The sequence below is a fragment of the Streptomyces sp. genome, assembly GCF_036566765.1.
In the GTDB taxonomy this organism is placed as follows: Bacteria; Actinomycetota; Actinomycetes; order Streptomycetales; family Streptomycetaceae; genus Streptomyces.
Window position 1 is genome coordinate 14,579 of record NZ_DATCVQ010000317.1, and the last position, 12,780, is coordinate 27,358.

General features: G+C 69.5%; 20 protein-coding genes. 3 read left to right on the top strand and 17 right to left on the bottom strand.

Features of this window, described 5'->3' with window-relative positions:
- Positions 1–14: 14 nt before the first annotated feature.
- The 10 genes from VIU94_RS18465 to VIU94_RS18510 form a co-directional block, all read right to left on the bottom strand.
- Positions 15–335 (bottom strand): hypothetical protein, encoded by a 321-nt coding sequence (locus VIU94_RS18465; protein WP_331912867.1) that lies wholly within the window; start codon positions 333–335, stop codon positions 15–17.
- A 212-nt stretch (positions 336–547) separates the two neighbouring features.
- Complete coding sequence (locus VIU94_RS18470) at positions 548–2,686, bottom strand: hypothetical protein (protein WP_331912869.1); 2,139 nt, start codon at positions 2,684–2,686, stop codon at positions 548–550.
- Positions 2,683–3,987: an MFS transporter gene (locus tag VIU94_RS18475; protein ID WP_331912871.1), complete on the bottom strand. Its 1,305-nt coding sequence runs from the start codon at positions 3,985–3,987 to the stop codon at positions 2,683–2,685. The genes VIU94_RS18470 and VIU94_RS18475 overlap by 4 nt, the downstream gene beginning before the upstream one ends.
- A gap of 15 nt (positions 3,988–4,002) precedes the next feature.
- On the bottom strand, positions 4,003–4,200 hold the full coding sequence (locus VIU94_RS18480) for a hypothetical protein (RefSeq protein ID WP_331912873.1): 198 nt from the start codon (positions 4,198–4,200) through the stop codon (positions 4,003–4,005).
- A 55-nt stretch (positions 4,201–4,255) separates the two neighbouring features.
- Positions 4,256–4,426, bottom strand: a complete 171-nt coding sequence (locus VIU94_RS18485; protein ID WP_331912875.1) for a hypothetical protein — start codon at positions 4,424–4,426, stop codon at positions 4,256–4,258.
- A 35-nt stretch (positions 4,427–4,461) separates the two neighbouring features.
- A complete protein-coding gene (locus VIU94_RS18490; RefSeq protein WP_331912877.1) occupies positions 4,462–4,692 on the bottom strand; it encodes a hypothetical protein in 231 nt (76 codons plus the stop codon).
- A gap of 60 nt (positions 4,693–4,752) precedes the next feature.
- Positions 4,753–5,190, bottom strand: coding sequence for a hypothetical protein (locus tag VIU94_RS18495; protein WP_331912879.1), 438 nt, complete (start codon positions 5,188–5,190; stop codon positions 4,753–4,755).
- A 166-nt stretch (positions 5,191–5,356) separates the two neighbouring features.
- Positions 5,357–5,602, bottom strand: coding sequence for a hypothetical protein (locus VIU94_RS18500; protein WP_331912881.1), 246 nt, complete (start codon positions 5,600–5,602; stop codon positions 5,357–5,359).
- Complete coding sequence (locus VIU94_RS18505) at positions 5,599–5,844, bottom strand: hypothetical protein (RefSeq protein ID WP_331912883.1); 246 nt, start codon at positions 5,842–5,844, stop codon at positions 5,599–5,601. The genes VIU94_RS18500 and VIU94_RS18505 overlap by 4 nt, the downstream gene beginning before the upstream one ends.
- Entirely contained in the window at positions 5,841–6,257 is a 417-nt protein-coding gene (locus VIU94_RS18510) for a DUF6907 domain-containing protein (protein ID WP_331912885.1), read from the bottom strand. The genes VIU94_RS18505 and VIU94_RS18510 overlap by 4 nt, the downstream gene beginning before the upstream one ends.
- Before the next feature lie 110 nt (positions 6,258–6,367).
- Here VIU94_RS18510 and VIU94_RS18515 point away from each other — a divergent pair, with 110 nt between their 5' ends.
- The 3 genes from VIU94_RS18515 (at position 6,368) to VIU94_RS18525 (ending at position 8,647) form a co-directional block, all read left to right on the top strand.
- On the top strand, positions 6,368–6,736 hold the full coding sequence (locus VIU94_RS18515) for a hypothetical protein (protein ID WP_331912887.1): 369 nt from the start codon (positions 6,368–6,370) through the stop codon (positions 6,734–6,736).
- Positions 6,737–6,857: 121 nt separating this feature from the next.
- Positions 6,858–8,324, top strand: a complete 1,467-nt coding sequence (locus VIU94_RS18520) for a peptide deformylase (RefSeq protein ID WP_331912889.1) — start codon at positions 6,858–6,860, stop codon at positions 8,322–8,324.
- Positions 8,324–8,647 (top strand): GIY-YIG nuclease family protein, encoded by a 324-nt coding sequence (locus tag VIU94_RS18525; RefSeq protein WP_331912891.1) that lies wholly within the window; start codon positions 8,324–8,326, stop codon positions 8,645–8,647. Before VIU94_RS18520 ends, VIU94_RS18525 begins: the two co-directional genes overlap by 1 nt.
- A gap of 182 nt (positions 8,648–8,829) precedes the next feature.
- On the opposite strand, the gene VIU94_RS18530 is transcribed toward VIU94_RS18525, so the two are convergent.
- From VIU94_RS18530 to VIU94_RS18560, 7 genes are all read right to left on the bottom strand, one after another.
- Positions 8,830–9,459: a hypothetical protein gene (locus VIU94_RS18530; protein WP_331912893.1), complete on the bottom strand. Its 630-nt coding sequence runs from the start codon at positions 9,457–9,459 to the stop codon at positions 8,830–8,832.
- Positions 9,460–9,721: 262 nt separating this feature from the next.
- Positions 9,722–9,910 (bottom strand): hypothetical protein, encoded by a 189-nt coding sequence (locus VIU94_RS18535; protein WP_331912896.1) that lies wholly within the window; start codon positions 9,908–9,910, stop codon positions 9,722–9,724.
- Positions 9,911–10,067: 157 nt separating this feature from the next.
- The gene (locus VIU94_RS18540; protein ID WP_331912898.1) at positions 10,068–10,256 is read right to left on the bottom strand and encodes a hypothetical protein; all 189 of its coding nucleotides are present in this window, start codon (positions 10,254–10,256) and stop codon (positions 10,068–10,070) included.
- Positions 10,253–10,714 (bottom strand): hypothetical protein, encoded by a 462-nt coding sequence (locus tag VIU94_RS18545; protein ID WP_331912900.1) that lies wholly within the window; start codon positions 10,712–10,714, stop codon positions 10,253–10,255. Before VIU94_RS18545 ends, VIU94_RS18540 begins: the two co-directional genes overlap by 4 nt.
- Positions 10,715–10,771: 57 nt before the next feature.
- Entirely contained in the window at positions 10,772–10,942 is a 171-nt protein-coding gene (locus VIU94_RS18550; RefSeq protein WP_331912902.1) for a hypothetical protein, read from the bottom strand.
- A complete protein-coding gene (locus VIU94_RS18555; RefSeq protein ID WP_331912904.1) occupies positions 10,939–11,796 on the bottom strand; it encodes a hypothetical protein in 858 nt (285 codons plus the stop codon). The genes VIU94_RS18550 and VIU94_RS18555 overlap by 4 nt, the downstream gene beginning before the upstream one ends.
- A gap of 83 nt (positions 11,797–11,879) precedes the next feature.
- On the bottom strand, positions 11,880–12,698 hold the full coding sequence (locus VIU94_RS18560) for a DNA-methyltransferase (protein ID WP_331912906.1): 819 nt from the start codon (positions 12,696–12,698) through the stop codon (positions 11,880–11,882).
- Positions 12,699–12,780 lie beyond the last annotated feature (82 nt).

Genomic DNA, 12,780 nt, shown 5'->3' on the forward strand with positions numbered 1-12,780 from the left:
GGGCTCCCTTCGGGTCAGAGGTACTTGCGGGCCCTGCGCTGGATGCGCTCGACTTTGCGCTCGGCGTCCTTGGCGGCGCGGCGGGCCGAGGCCCTGTCGCTGCCGGTCGCGAGGTCGGCCTTGACCTTCGCCGCGGCTGCCGCGGAGCGTGCGCCGTCCAGCTCGCTCCACATGCGGTCGGCTTCGCGCTCGCCGCGCTCCTCGGCCCTGGACCGGATGCGGTCGGCCCTGGCTTCGAGGTCGGACATGTCGGCGCCGGCGATGGCTCGACGAAGGCCTCGAAAGCCCAGACCGACGCGCTGGCGGTTCTCTCGGCGGGTGTAGGACTCGGGCATGATCGGTTCTCCTTCGGGATGTGGGAAACAGCGGGTGGAGCGTGGACAGAGCCTGGACTCGGCTCACGTTTGTGCAGGTGGGAGCGTGGACGGCGCCTGGACTTAGGGGGCGTGACCCTGGACGGGGAAGTCCAGGGTCGGCGCCGGTTGTCCAGGGTGGACGGCGCGCTGTCCAGGGGTGTCCAGGCACCGTCCAGGGTTAAAACCGGGATCTATCGGGCGTCCTGGAGGTCATCCAGGCGGTAGCCCATCGACCGGCCGCCGTCGTCGCCGGTGGGCACCTTCACCGCCTCGACGGAGACGCCTTCGGCCTCGAGCGCGGCGGCGAGCGTCTTGCCTACACGCGCGTTGTAGGCGCTGTCGCTCTCCTCTTCCGTGCGGCCGTACTGCTCGTCGACGGCGGCGAGGTAGCTGAACAGTTCGGCGCGCGTGACGACCCTGCGGCCAGTCGCGGACGCCGCCTTGATCAGGTGGTCGAGGATCGTGACCTCCGGCTCGGTCACGGCCGGCAGTACTCCGGCTGCGGCGCGCAGCTGGTAGGCCCGCCGCAGGATCGCCTCGACTTCTTCGTCGGTGTAGAAGTACGACTGGGTGAGCGTGGGCTCCGAGGTTTCGCCGGTCTGCAAGTAGCCCACGCCGCGCTGGCTCTTGAGGATGCGCTGCGCGTTGTAGCCGGCCGTCGCCCGGCCCTTGCCGAGGATCGTGTCCGACGCTTCGGGGGTCATGCAGCGCCCGGCCCAGCGGGTGGAAAGGATGTCGCGGATCCCGGTCGGGACGGCATTGCTGTCGGGCTTCTGCGTAGCAGCGATGACGAGCACGGCGTAGGCCCGGCCCTGCTGTGTGATCAGCCGCAGGAGGCGTTCCAGTTCCTTCTGCTGCTCCGGGGTCGCGGCGGCCATGTAGGACGCCCACTCGTCGATGTACAGGATCGTCCAGCGAACCCGCTTGTCCTTCGCGGCGAGGGCCTCGGAGAACTTGCGGACGCTGTGATCCTTGACTGTCTGCTTCAGCCTCGGGAGCACGACGGTCCACACGTGGCGGAGGATCGCGAGCAGCTGGTCCGGGTCGCCGTCGGTGTCGATCATCTGGGCGATCGGCTCAAACGGCGTCAGGTCGAAGCCGCCCTTTCCGTCCGCCAGGTACAGGTCTGCGATCACGTCCAGGGCTGCGGAGAGAAGCGGGTTGTTCGCCGCGGCCGACTTGCCGGCCCCGGGCTCGCCACCGAAAAGGGCGGTCTTCTCGAACCACTCGACGGCCGTTACGTCGCCGCGCTCGGACACAGCCATCGGCTGCGGCTCCCAGAGGTTGACCTTGTCCGCGGTGAGCAGCGGCCCCTTGTTGGGCTTTCCGGTGAAGGGCACCTTGAGCGTGACGCGCAGAGTGAGCCAGTCCTCCCGCGCGCCCTTGGCCTGCGAGATCTGCTGAACGCTGACGCCGAAGCCGTTCGCGAGCTGCGCCGTCGCACCCAGAGCCTTCGAGGCGGGTATGCCGTCCGGCAGTTCGATCCGGACCTCCCAGGCGGAGCCGTCCGCGGTGAGGGTGCACGGCGACAGGAGCTTGACCTCTTCCTCCGCTCCGATGACCTTGGCGCTGCGGTAGACGCGGTTGACCATCTCGTCGGTCATCCGGTCACCGTCGCCGATCTTCGCGTCGCGGTCGGTGTACAGCTCCCCCGCGCTGGTGCGGCGGCCGAGGAGCGCGAAGGTGAGGAGCGTTGACCCGGCGGCGAGGAGCCCGCCAGTGCCGCCGAGCAGGGACAGGCCGACACCCTCAGCGGCAGCGATCGGGCCGAGAGCGACGGCGCCACGGCCGAGGCGGCGCAGGCGCACGTCCCGCTGGGCCGCCTTGTACCGGCTCATCGCGGACACGGAGTCGCTGAAGGACTCCTCCATGTCCCTGCGCCGCTTGTCCTTCTCCTTGCCGGAGACGAGCCGCCGGTCGTGCGCCCACTTGGCCGCCTTGTAGTCGCGCTGCGCCTGCTGCACCTCGTGCCGGGCGGCGACAACCTGAGCGCCTTCGGCTCCTTGGATCCACAGGAAGGTGCGGCGCATGCCGCGGGACATCTGGGCGCCGTGCCCGTGTTCGGTCTTCTGTCGGCGCACCCACTTTCGGAACTGGCGGGTCGAGTTGACGCGGCCGACCGTGGTGCGGCCCTTCCAGCCGCCAGTCGTGCGCGCCCACCCGGGAACGAGGGGGGTGTCGCCCATCGGGTCGGCGGACGGTGCCTGGCCCGGGATGGCGGGGCCGGCGGACTGCAGTGCGGGTTCGGGTGCGGGGGTGTTGAGGTAGCCAGCGACGATCTGCTCCCACTCGGGGTCGGAGTCGTTGCTGGGGATCCTTTCGATGCTCACTTCGAGTCCTTGTCGGTGGTCTGTTCGATGGACGCCTGTGCCTTCGCGAGGGGGCTGTAGGGGGCGGTCTGGCCGGCGCGGCGGACGGGCGGGGTGCCGCCGTTGTTGCGGCGTCCGTCGGGGGCGTTCGGGTCGCGCTTCTCGCGGGGGCCCTTTTGGGATTCGATCAGGGAAAACTCGCCCTTTATGGGCGCCTCGGTGACGGCCCGCATCCGGAACTTCGCCGCCTGCGACTGCTCCTCGATTTCGGGGCGGATCCCGACCGTCTTGCAGCCCGTCACGAGCAGCCACGCCTCGCCCCAGATCTGGTCGGTGACGTACCGCGAGCCGCGGGCGGAGCGCAGCGCGTCGGCGACCGCCCACACGTCCTTGTGCTTCGCTTCGCGGTCGGCGTCCTTGCGTGCCTGGTCTTCCTCGGCGCGCTGCTGCGCGGCCTGCTTCTCGGCCGTGGCTTTCGCTTCGGCTTCCGCCTTCGCGTCGCGTGCCGCCTGCCGGGCAGCCGCCTCGGCTTCGGCCTGCTTGTCGGCGGCCCGGCGCTCCCGCCAGGACGGGATGCCGTCGGCCTTCTGTGCGATGCCGTGCTCGTAGGCCATGAGAACGATCGGGCCGCCGAGCGAGGCGATCGCGCCGATGAGGCCGGCGTTGAAGCCGATCCGCTCGTCGGACAGGCCGCCGTACATGTTGATCGCTGCAGCGATAGCGGCGCCGAGCATGATGCCGACCCGGTAGGGGGCGACGTCTCGGCGGTGGGCAACGGCCCAGGCAGCGCCGAACGCGAGAACGAGGGCGAGGCCTTCGAGGAGTCCGGGCGCGGCGACGAGGAAGGGCCGCTTGGGGTCCCAGAAGTGCATGAACTGCACCGGGGCGGCGATGATCAGGCCGACGGCGTAGATGCCGCGGGCGCCCCACTTCCACCACTGCTCCGACCGCTGCTGCTCGGCGTCCCGCTTGGCCTCTGCGGCCTCCTGGTCGGCCTTCTCCTTGTCGGCCTTCTCCTCGTCGGCCTTCGACCGGGCGGCCTCGGCCGCCTTCTTCGCCAGGTGCGCCTGGTGGTCGGCCTTCTCCTTCTCCAGCCGCATGGCGGCGCGCTCGTTGGCGATGCGCTCCTTCTCCGCCTTCTCGGCGGCGAGAAGCTTGTCGGCTTCGGCCTTCCCCTGCGCTTCGATGCGGGCGGCTTCGGCTTCGGCGGCGGCTCGGGTACGGATCGCCTCCGCCTCGGCCAGCGCCCGCGGGTCGAACCGGGGCTCAGGCGAGGCCATCGGCGTGCCGTTGACCTTCTTCTCGACGGACATGGCGGTCACGGTTGATCAGTCCCTTCAGGCGGTAGCGGGGCGGGCGGGCTTGTGGCGGAGGTAGGCGACGGCGGCAAGGCCGATCAGCACGACGCCGGGGATCTTGCCGACGATCACAGCCAGGCCACCGAAGGCCAGTGCGACCGGGGCGGCAGCAGCCGGCCACAAGCCGACGGCGATCAGGAAGGCCGCCAGAAGCGACCAAGCGACGATGCGGAACATGACGATCCCTCTCGGGTTGGGGTGCCGGGGAGGCGAGGTCCTCCCCGGCGGGCGGTTACCAGCGGCGGGACTTCTTCGCGTCCTTCTCGGCCTTGACGACCCGGTCGTGGGAGGCCAGGAACTCCGGGCTGTCCGGGTCGGTGTTCTTGTTGTTGAACCGGCTGTTGTGCTCGCGACGCGCCTCACGCGCTTCGGAACTGGCGGAGCTTCGGCTGAACAGGCCCATGACGGGTCCTCTCTCTCGGTTGAGGTGGTGCAGGGTCAGGCGGCGGCCGGGTAGTCGAAGCCGTCGAACTCGGCGAGCAGCTGCTCGTCGGCGAACAGGCGGATCAGGGTCATGCGGACGGTGTCGCCAGCGGCGCGGGCCGCGGCGTACTCGCCGAACAGGTCGGTGATGGACAGGACGGTCGCCTCAGCAACGGTCGTGTTGGCGCGGGCCTTGCGGCCCAGTTCGGTGACGCCGAGATCGCCGGAGAAGAGATAGGGAGACATGGGGGTGCCTTTCGCGCGGATCAAGCAGGAATGGGGGTGGGGGTGGAGCAAAGCCGTGGGCTAGCGGCCGTTGTAGGCCTGGGCGCGGCACTTCTCGGCGTGGGACTGCGCCCACTCGCGGGCGGCCTTGACGGACTCCATGACGCGCTCGGCGGGTTCGTCCGCGTCCTCGTGCAGCAGCCAGGAGTTGTTGACGTTCTGCTCGAAGGTCGGGTCGGTGCAGCCGTTGCCGTGGCACTCGGCGACCGCGCCGACGTGGACGCGCTGCTCGTAGCCAACCAACGTCGGCGGGTTGTAGATGTACTTCTCCTCGTGGCGGACCTTGGCGTGGACGGTCACCAGGGCGCCGCCAGCGGTCGTGTACCGTCCGGCTTCCTCGCGGCCCCTCCGGTCGAGCAGGCTGTTCCGCATGTCGCCGTTGTCGACGCTCTTGCGGTACCTGCGGATCAGGTCGGCGACCCGCAGCTTCAGGTCCGGGGCGGTCGGGATGTACGACATGACGGATCCTCCAGGGATCAAGAAGTGGGGGTGGAGACCGCGGCCGGCAGGACTGGGGGGGCGACCGCCAGCCGCGGCGGTCAGAAGGCCAGCTACTTCGGCCGGTTGGAGCTGTTGCGGTTCCGCTCAGCGAGCTTCTCGGAGAGCTTCTTGTGCTCCTCGGCGGTCACGACGCGACCAGCCGCAGGTGCCGGACGGTGGGCGTGGGGGTGGGCTCGTCGGCCGCTTCCATCAGCCGGGTTAGGCGCTCGACGGCGGCCTCGGACAGCTCGACGTCCCAGGAGAAGCCGTCGTGGGTACTGATCGGCACGGCCAGCAGCGGGCGCGTGGTCGGCTTCGGGTCGAGAGCCAGCAGCAGGTGAGCCAGCCGATATCCGAGAGCCACGGCCCGGTCGTCGATGGCCGCGGTCATGACGTGACCAGCCGGCTCGCCTGCTGCAGCATCCAGCGGCGCGGGTCGGTGTGCATGAGGTGGTCGGCGCAGTCCTCGGCCCACGACTGGTGCGCCCAGCACGTCTCACGGTCGTTACGGGCCAGCGCGGCGGACAGGTCGTCGGAGATCGGGTACGACGTCGTCTGCGCGGCCCGGCGGATCGGACCCTGCGCAGCCTCGTGGGCGGCCACGTCGGCCTCCGAGAGGAACTCGGTGCTCATCGCTGCCCCTCCTTGGCCGTCTTCGCCATGGCGCGGACCTGTGCGGCGAAGGCCTCAAGGTTGGCGGCGAACTCGTCGGCCGCCTGCTCGGGCGTCATGTAGAAGCCGGCGCTGCCGTCGTCGACGAACACGAAGGGCTTCTGCATGCCGGGCTCGTCGGACTGCTCATCGACACCCAGGCGGGCGAAGGCGAGGAGCTCCGGAGTGCCGCTCATCCGCGGGACCTTCAGGTCGGCGTACTCGCCGGCGTGCCAGATGTCCTCGATGCTGTTCTCGTTCGCGGCGACATGATCCACGGTGCACCACGCTTCGCATTCGATCAGGACCTTCGTGCCCTTGATCAGGGCAGGAGCGATGCGGCGGGGGGGCGGGACTTCAAGCGCCGCCGTGGCGGGCTGTACGGTTGTCGTCATGGTTCTGGGTCCTCTCAGCGATCCGAACCAGTGCCCCGTTCGGTGTTCCAGCACCGGCGGGGCTTCTTCATGCCCTGTCGTAGCGGCCTGATGCGCTCTATAGTTGCAACATGGTGAAGCAGATGCAAGCGCACAGGAGAAACTGGTCGAATCTCGTGTTGGCCGCCCCCTCTAGTTGCAACCGGGGGCTGTGGGAACATCTGGCTATGACGGATGAGGCGACGGCGCGCAGAGACGCGGCATTGAAGCGGCTGGACGAACTGAGCGCGGCCTACGAGGCGGCCAAGAAGCCCTTCGACGAGGCGCGCGACGCGCTGCATTCCGCCGTCGTCGAGATCCTGCTGAACCGCGAGGCGCGACCAGGCGAGGTTTCCGACCACACGCCCTACGACCGCAACCACATCCGTCGGATCGCGAACGCCGCCGGCGTGCCACCCCTCCGGGAGAGCACGGTGCGTAGCGCCAAGCGTGACGAGTAACGAGCTCTATCGGCTGGGACATCTCCCACCTCCCCTCGCATTCAGGGAATCGCCTGGGGAGGGTGTGAGGTCAGCCTGAGAGTCGATCACTCACAACTCACTCACAGGCACAGGGGGAGCGATGCAGGCGGCAGCCGAGGCGTTCATTGCCGAGCTGAAGCACTGGCGAGACGTGCGAGGTAAGAGCCAGTCGAAGCTCGCTCGCGAAGTCGGCTATACGCCGTCCTACGTGTCGAAGGTCGAAGGTGGCCAGCTGCCTGCGTCAGAGGAGTTCGCCGCCCAGGCCGACGATGTCCTGCTGGCCGGTGGCGCGCTGCGGCGGGCGTTTCGGGATATCGAGAAGCACGGCCGGCCGGTGGCCCCGCACCCTGGCCCGGCCTCTGAGGACACGCACGCGACGAGTCTGATCGTCGAGCACGAGGACACGACGCTGTCCTACGACGGCAGCACGTACCGGGCGACCCAGCGGCGGCGGCTCTACAACGACTCCCCCGACCCAGTCACCCGCTACCTGATCCGGATCTCCGTCGACCGCTACCCGGGCGACCCAGAGCGGTCGAACCAGCACTACCGCGAGAACCCGCTGACGTGGGAAGAGATCGGGCTCAGCGCGTCGATCGACGGCGAGCCGCTCAACTGGCGCGTCAAGCACGACCGCGACGCGTTCAAGGAGTTGTGGCTGCTGTTCGGGCAGTCGCCGCTCTACCCGGGCGAGTCGGTGTGGCTGGAGTACAGCTACACCGTCGGCGACACCAAGTGGGGATCCTGGTTCCAGCGCGCGGTACGCCTGCCCACGCAGCGCATGAGTGTCCGCCTCGACTTCCCGACTGAGCTCGACCCGGTCGTGTGGGGCACGGAAACCAGCATGACCGCGGAGGCGATGCCGCTCCGTACCGCGATACGCCGCACCGAGGAAGACGGCCGGCGCGTGTACTCGTGGTCCACCGAAGACCTGCCGCTGCACGCCCGTTACCGGCTTGAATGGAAGTTCCGCGCACGGCCCGACACGGAGGAGACCAGGCAGGACATGATGACCGAAGCGACCGCAAGCGAGAGGATGCGCGCCGTCGGCGTCGTCCAAGAAGGCGACCCGATCCTGGTGAAGACGGCCCGGCCGTTCGCCCTGCCTGACGAGGCCGAGGACGCTCGCAGAGTGATCGCGGAACTCATCTCCGCCTGCGAGCGCGCTTCTGGCGTTCACGTCTTCGGCAAGGGGATGGGGATGGCGGCGCCGCAGATCGGCATCGACCGGGCCGCGGCGATCGTCCGCGCCCCGGACGGCGAGTCGATCACGCTGTTCAACCCTCGGATCGTCGAGGAGTCCCCGGAGTCCGACGAGCAGTACGAGGGCTGTCTGTCGTTCTTCGACGTGCGCGGCAAAGTCCCCCGGCCGCTCGCCATCTCGGTAGAGCACCAGGACATCGACGGCACCGAGCGCATCACGATCTTTGAGCACGGATTGGCCCGGCTCGTCGCGCACGAAGTCGACCACCTGCATGGGGTGTTGTACCGAACGCGCATGCGCGAAGGCATCAACCCGATCCCCGTCGCCGAGTACCGCGGCACCGGCAGCAACTGGAGGTACTGATGCAGAAGCATCGAGCGCGTCGGCCGTACAAGGGCATGCCCACGCCTGGCGCCACCTGCCTGTACCGCCTCTACGACAAGGACCGCGGACTGCTCTACGTTGGCATCGCCAATAACCCCGTCAACCGCTTGAACGCCCACCGCTGGGACAAAGGCAAGCCTTGGCGGCACGACATCGCCATCCAGAGCGTCGAGTGGTTCGAGACTCGAGTCGCGGCTGAAGACGCCGAGGTCGCAGCCATCCGCTCAGAGCTGCCGCTCCACAACCGCACGCACCACCCCGAATGCGACAGCGAGCCGTGGAGCGGCTACAGCGCCGCCTGATCCCAGACGCACGAATGCCCCCGACCGCCTGAGCGGTCGGGGGCTTCTCTATGCGCTGCGCTTCCGTAGTTCTTCGAGCCGCGCTCGCGCCTGTCGTGCGCCGCGTCTGGCTTGGATGGCGGCCACGGTGGCGAGGCCGGCGGTGGTCCAGGTGATGGCGAGGCGGATCCAGTCGGCGGGGCTCACGCCGCGCTCCGTGCGGCCAACGGCAGGTCCATCAGCTCGCTGTGCCCGTACTGCTCTCCGCAGCCGGTGCATCGTTCGCCGGGGCTGTCGAGCGTGACGCGGAGGACTTTCCCGCAGGGGCAGGCGACGGGGACGCGGACGGCCGGCTTCTCTCCGGTGACGAGGCGGCGGGCCTGGCCGTGGTAGCGGCGAAGTTCGTCGTGGAGTTCGTCGACGGCGGCGAACGAGCTGTAGATCCAGGGCGCGTTGCCGATGAGGAAGCCGACGATGCCTGTCAGGGTCTGCTCGTAGTTGCCGCGGAACGTGGCTGCGGCGTAGCCGAGTTCGTCGCGCACGGCGTCTTCCCAGCTGGCGAGGATGGTGACGAGGCCGCCGCGGGCCCGCAGGTCGAGTATGTCGGCGGAGCACGGCAGGGGTGCGCTCTTGCTGCCGCTCACGCGTCCTTCGCCGCGTCCGGCGCCGGGCTGGAGGAGGTCCCCGAGCTGGACGTAGAGGGCGGGCATGGCGCGCAGCATGCTGATGCCGCGGTCCTGGCAGAGACGGCAGGTGAACCGCCCGGCCTCGTCGGCGTACAGGCCGCGTCGGCAGACGATGCAGGAGGGGGCAGTGACGTCGTCGAGGGACATCGGCGAGTGCTCCATTCGGCGGTATTGCAGTGACGGGCTGTGCGTTGGCGCGTTGAACTTGCATGAGCAGAAGTCGCAGGTTGCGGGAGCTATCGGGCCCGGCGGCGTTCGACCAGCTGCAGGCACAGTTGGCCCGTGCTGCCGCCGGGATGGCGAAGGGGAAGGCGCCCCGCCGGGAGGCCGTTGAGGGAGCGCTTCACTCTCCGGGCGCGGAGTCGGATGACAGCGGCGGCGAGGCAGCGCCGCCCGGCTCGGGCTGAAGTCACTCGCCCTCCTTCTCCAGCGGCCAACGGCGATCGGCCGCAGTGCACTCGGCGATGCTCGGCCCGTCGTAGCTCTGCCGGGCGTGCATGGCCCGCAGCGCGGCGCGGAGTTGGGCGGCTTCGGCGGGGAGGAGTACGCCGCGTTCGGCCCGGTCGACGAGGTGGAGGAGCTGGTCGAGGCTGGTCACTTCTTCCTCCTGCGCGCTGCTCGCCTGGTCGCTCGGTTGGGCCGTGGGTCGGGGGCGTCGTCGGGTATCAGCTGCTCGCCTGTGGTGCGGAGTTCGGTCTCCCAGCGGGCGCCGGGCTTCGGGGTGCGTTCGCCGCGGGGACTGCTGGATGGCCGGCTCACGGCTGCCTCCTGGGCTTCTTGAGGCGGCCTTCGCGGATGGCGTGCTGGCGGACGGCTTCCTCGATGACGGTGGCGGGGACGAGGCCGGGGAACAGGTCCCGGAGCATGACCTCGACGTTCGCGCTGATGTAGCGGCGGCGTGCCGGCTTCTTGGGCAGGTTCGCGGCCGGCTTCGCGGGGATCACGACTGCTCCTCGGGCCGGGTGCGCCATGCGGCAGGGTCGTGCTTGTGCTCGCGGTCCGGCATGACGATCGCGTCGCCGCGGAGGCCGTAGCCGATTACTGTGCCGGTCTTCAGGTGAGGATTTCCGTGGGACCAGGGCCCGCAGGATCCGCAGCTGTCGCCCTGGTGGCGGCCGTGCATACAGCGGTCGAGGTCGGCGACGAGCGCAGCCCAGGGGCCGTCGCTGCTCTGGCTGTTGGGGGTCGGGACGTTCGACCGGTCGGTACGGGCGAGGGCGTGCTCAGTACCCGAGATCGCGGCGGTGACCTTGGCGTGGAGCGGCGAGTAAAACACCTCGGTGGCGCAGTGCAGAGCGGCGTTCATCTGGGCGTGAGCGGAGAGGTGGGATTGCGCGTCGATCAGGGCGAGGCGGGCCTTCTCCAGTTCGCGGCGGAGGTCGGTGATCGTGGACTCAGTCACAGTGCTGCTCCTTGCGGTCGGGGTGGGGCGGCGGCCGGAACCACCGCCCCAGGGCGGCTACTTGTCGTGGATGAGGTGGAGGCCTGCGAAGATCACGAGGCAGAAGAGGGTCGCGACGCCGACGCCGATCGCTACCTCGGCCCACTGCCCGGAGAGGGCGGCGAGGAGTACGAACGCGGCCGGGATCAGCGACAGCAGCGCCCATCCGGCGAGACGGCGCGCGGTCATCGGCCCTCCCCCGCCTGCTGCGCCTCGTCGGCCATGCGGCGGAGCAGGTCGGCGACCCGGTGGCCGAACCGTCGGTCGTCGGCATCGTGGCCGTAGCGGTCGAATCGTTCGGCGGCCTCGCGCAACACGGCGGCCCGGTCGGCGGGCGCGGTTGTTGTCTCGGCTCCTTCGAGCGTGTGACGGATGGCGTCGACGGCGGTCGCGGTGCTGATGGTGTCGGGGAGGCGCTGCTCCCACGCGTCGATCATCTGGCGTACTCGGGCGATCACGGCGTCTCGCCCTTGCCGGACCTTCACCTCGTCGAGGTAGCTGCCCTGCCACTCGTAGACCTTGGCGCGCAGCCGCTCGATCTCGGCGGCGTAGTTGTCCGCTCGCTGCCGCTGCCCTCGGGCTGCGGCCTGCATCTCCTTGCGCCATGCGCGCTCACGTGCGAGTTCCGTGTCCGCCACGGACATGGCTTCGTCAACGAGAATCAGCCGGTACGCCTTGCCTTGGGCTGCCGCGAAGTGGAACTCCTCGACCGTCAGGGCATCCGGGCCTTCCGGCAGGTACAGCGAGCCGTCGTTGTACACCAGGGCGATGGAGGTGGTGGCGTTGCGCGGGTTGATCACTTCGTACCAGGGCGAAGCTTCAGCCTCGTACCGCTCGCGGCGTTCATCGTCGGTCTCCGCGGGCGTCTGGTCGGCGGGCGCAGACGGCGCGGCGGCGGGCTCGGCGACCTGAGGGCGGTACATGCCGCAGCCGCACCTGCCGTATGCGGCTTCGGGGTTCTTCTGGATGCAGTGGGCGTAGGTACCGGCGAGCCGGGCATGCCGGCCTTGGGGGTGTCCGCACTTGCAGGTGTCGGTGGTCATGGTCGCCTCCTGGGCGGTGTGGTCGAATGGGGCCAGCAGCGCCCGGCTACGACCCGGGCGCTGCGCTGCTGTGGTCACTGGGCTCATGCCGGAATGTCGCTGAACAGGTCGACGCGGTACGGCTCGGCGAGGCGCGCCGCAGCCTTCTCGGCGTGCACCTCGTACCGTTCGATACCGATGGCGCGCATCCCGAGGCGGCGGGCGGCGTCGAGGGTGCTGCCGGAGCCGGCGAACGGATCCACGACGAGGCCGCCGGGTGGGCAGGCGTACTGCAGCAGTGGAGTGAGGATCGGTAGCGGCTTCTCGTCGGGGTGGCGCTTCTTGCCGCGGACCGCTGCGGCTTTGATCACGGAGCGCATGAGGCGGGTGCCGTTGTCGACGTACTGGTGCGCGCCGATCTTCCCGGTGTGTGGAGTTACCGAGTTCTTGCCGCGCGCTGACTTATTCGGTCCGCTGTAGGCGACGCGGGGAACGTCGTGGTGCAGGTCCCGCCAGGGGCCGCGGTAGAAGTGCAGGATGTGCTCGTGGACGCGCCGGAACCGGTCGTTCGCGATACCGGAGCCGTTGTTCTTCTCCCACACCACGTTCACGTCCCCGACCAGGGGCTCGCCTGCGTCGTCGTGGCCGACGACGTCCTGGGACAGGTGCCAGCCTGCCGTCTGAAACTCGGCGGCGCGGCGGAGGAACATGCGCTGGCTGCCGAAGCACCACAGGCTGTTCGCGTGGGCGGCAGCCGTGTCGAGCCAGCCATCGGGCCACACGTCCCAGCCGTGCGAGGTCTCGCCGTAGGGCGGATCCGCCAGGATCAGATCGGCGGTGACGTCGAGGGCGGGCAGCACCTCGCGCATGTCGCCGACGTACAGGGCGAGGCCCGTCTCGTCGTCGCGCCAATAGGGCTCCATCACAGACTCCTTCGGGTCGAGTTGGGGATCACGGGGTCGATCGGCTCTGCGGCGCCTCTCGCTGGCGTTCTCGGGGCCGTAG

Bases quoted from the DNA above. Each gene is read 5' to 3' on its own strand.
- VIU94_RS18510 (WP_331912885.1), bottom strand. From the start codon at position 6,257: ATGACGACAACCGTACAGCCCGCCACGGCGGCGCTTGAAGTCCCGCCC.
- VIU94_RS18495 (WP_331912879.1), bottom strand. From the start codon at position 5,190: ATGTCGTACATCCCGACCGCCCCGGACCTGAAGCTGCGGGTCGCCGAC.
- VIU94_RS18515 (WP_331912887.1), top strand. From the start codon at position 6,368: ATGGTGAAGCAGATGCAAGCGCACAGGAGAAACTGGTCGAATCTCGTG.
- VIU94_RS18530 (WP_331912893.1), bottom strand. From the start codon at position 9,459: ATGTCCCTCGACGACGTCACTGCCCCCTCCTGCATCGTCTGCCGACGC.
- VIU94_RS18465 (WP_331912867.1), bottom strand. From the start codon at position 335: ATGCCCGAGTCCTACACCCGCCGAGAGAACCGCCAGCGCGTCGGTCTG.
- VIU94_RS18525 (WP_331912891.1), top strand. From the start codon at position 8,324: ATGCAGAAGCATCGAGCGCGTCGGCCGTACAAGGGCATGCCCACGCCT.
- VIU94_RS18490 (WP_331912877.1), bottom strand. From the start codon at position 4,692: ATGTCTCCCTATCTCTTCTCCGGCGATCTCGGCGTCACCGAACTGGGC.
- VIU94_RS18555 (WP_331912904.1), bottom strand. From the start codon at position 11,796: ATGACCACCGACACCTGCAAGTGCGGACACCCCCAAGGCCGGCATGCC.
- VIU94_RS18520 (WP_331912889.1), top strand. From the start codon at position 6,858: ATGCAGGCGGCAGCCGAGGCGTTCATTGCCGAGCTGAAGCACTGGCGA.
- VIU94_RS18550 (WP_331912902.1), bottom strand. From the start codon at position 10,942: ATGACCGCGCGCCGTCTCGCCGGATGGGCGCTGCTGTCGCTGATCCCG.
- VIU94_RS18505 (WP_331912883.1), bottom strand. From the start codon at position 5,844: ATGAGCACCGAGTTCCTCTCGGAGGCCGACGTGGCCGCCCACGAGGCT.
- VIU94_RS18485 (WP_331912875.1), bottom strand. From the start codon at position 4,426: ATGGGCCTGTTCAGCCGAAGCTCCGCCAGTTCCGAAGCGCGTGAGGCG.
- VIU94_RS18560 (WP_331912906.1), bottom strand. From the start codon at position 12,698: ATGGAGCCCTATTGGCGCGACGACGAGACGGGCCTCGCCCTGTACGTC.
- VIU94_RS18500 (WP_331912881.1), bottom strand. From the start codon at position 5,602: ATGACCGCGGCCATCGACGACCGGGCCGTGGCTCTCGGATATCGGCTG.
- VIU94_RS18480 (WP_331912873.1), bottom strand. From the start codon at position 4,200: ATGTTCCGCATCGTCGCTTGGTCGCTTCTGGCGGCCTTCCTGATCGCC.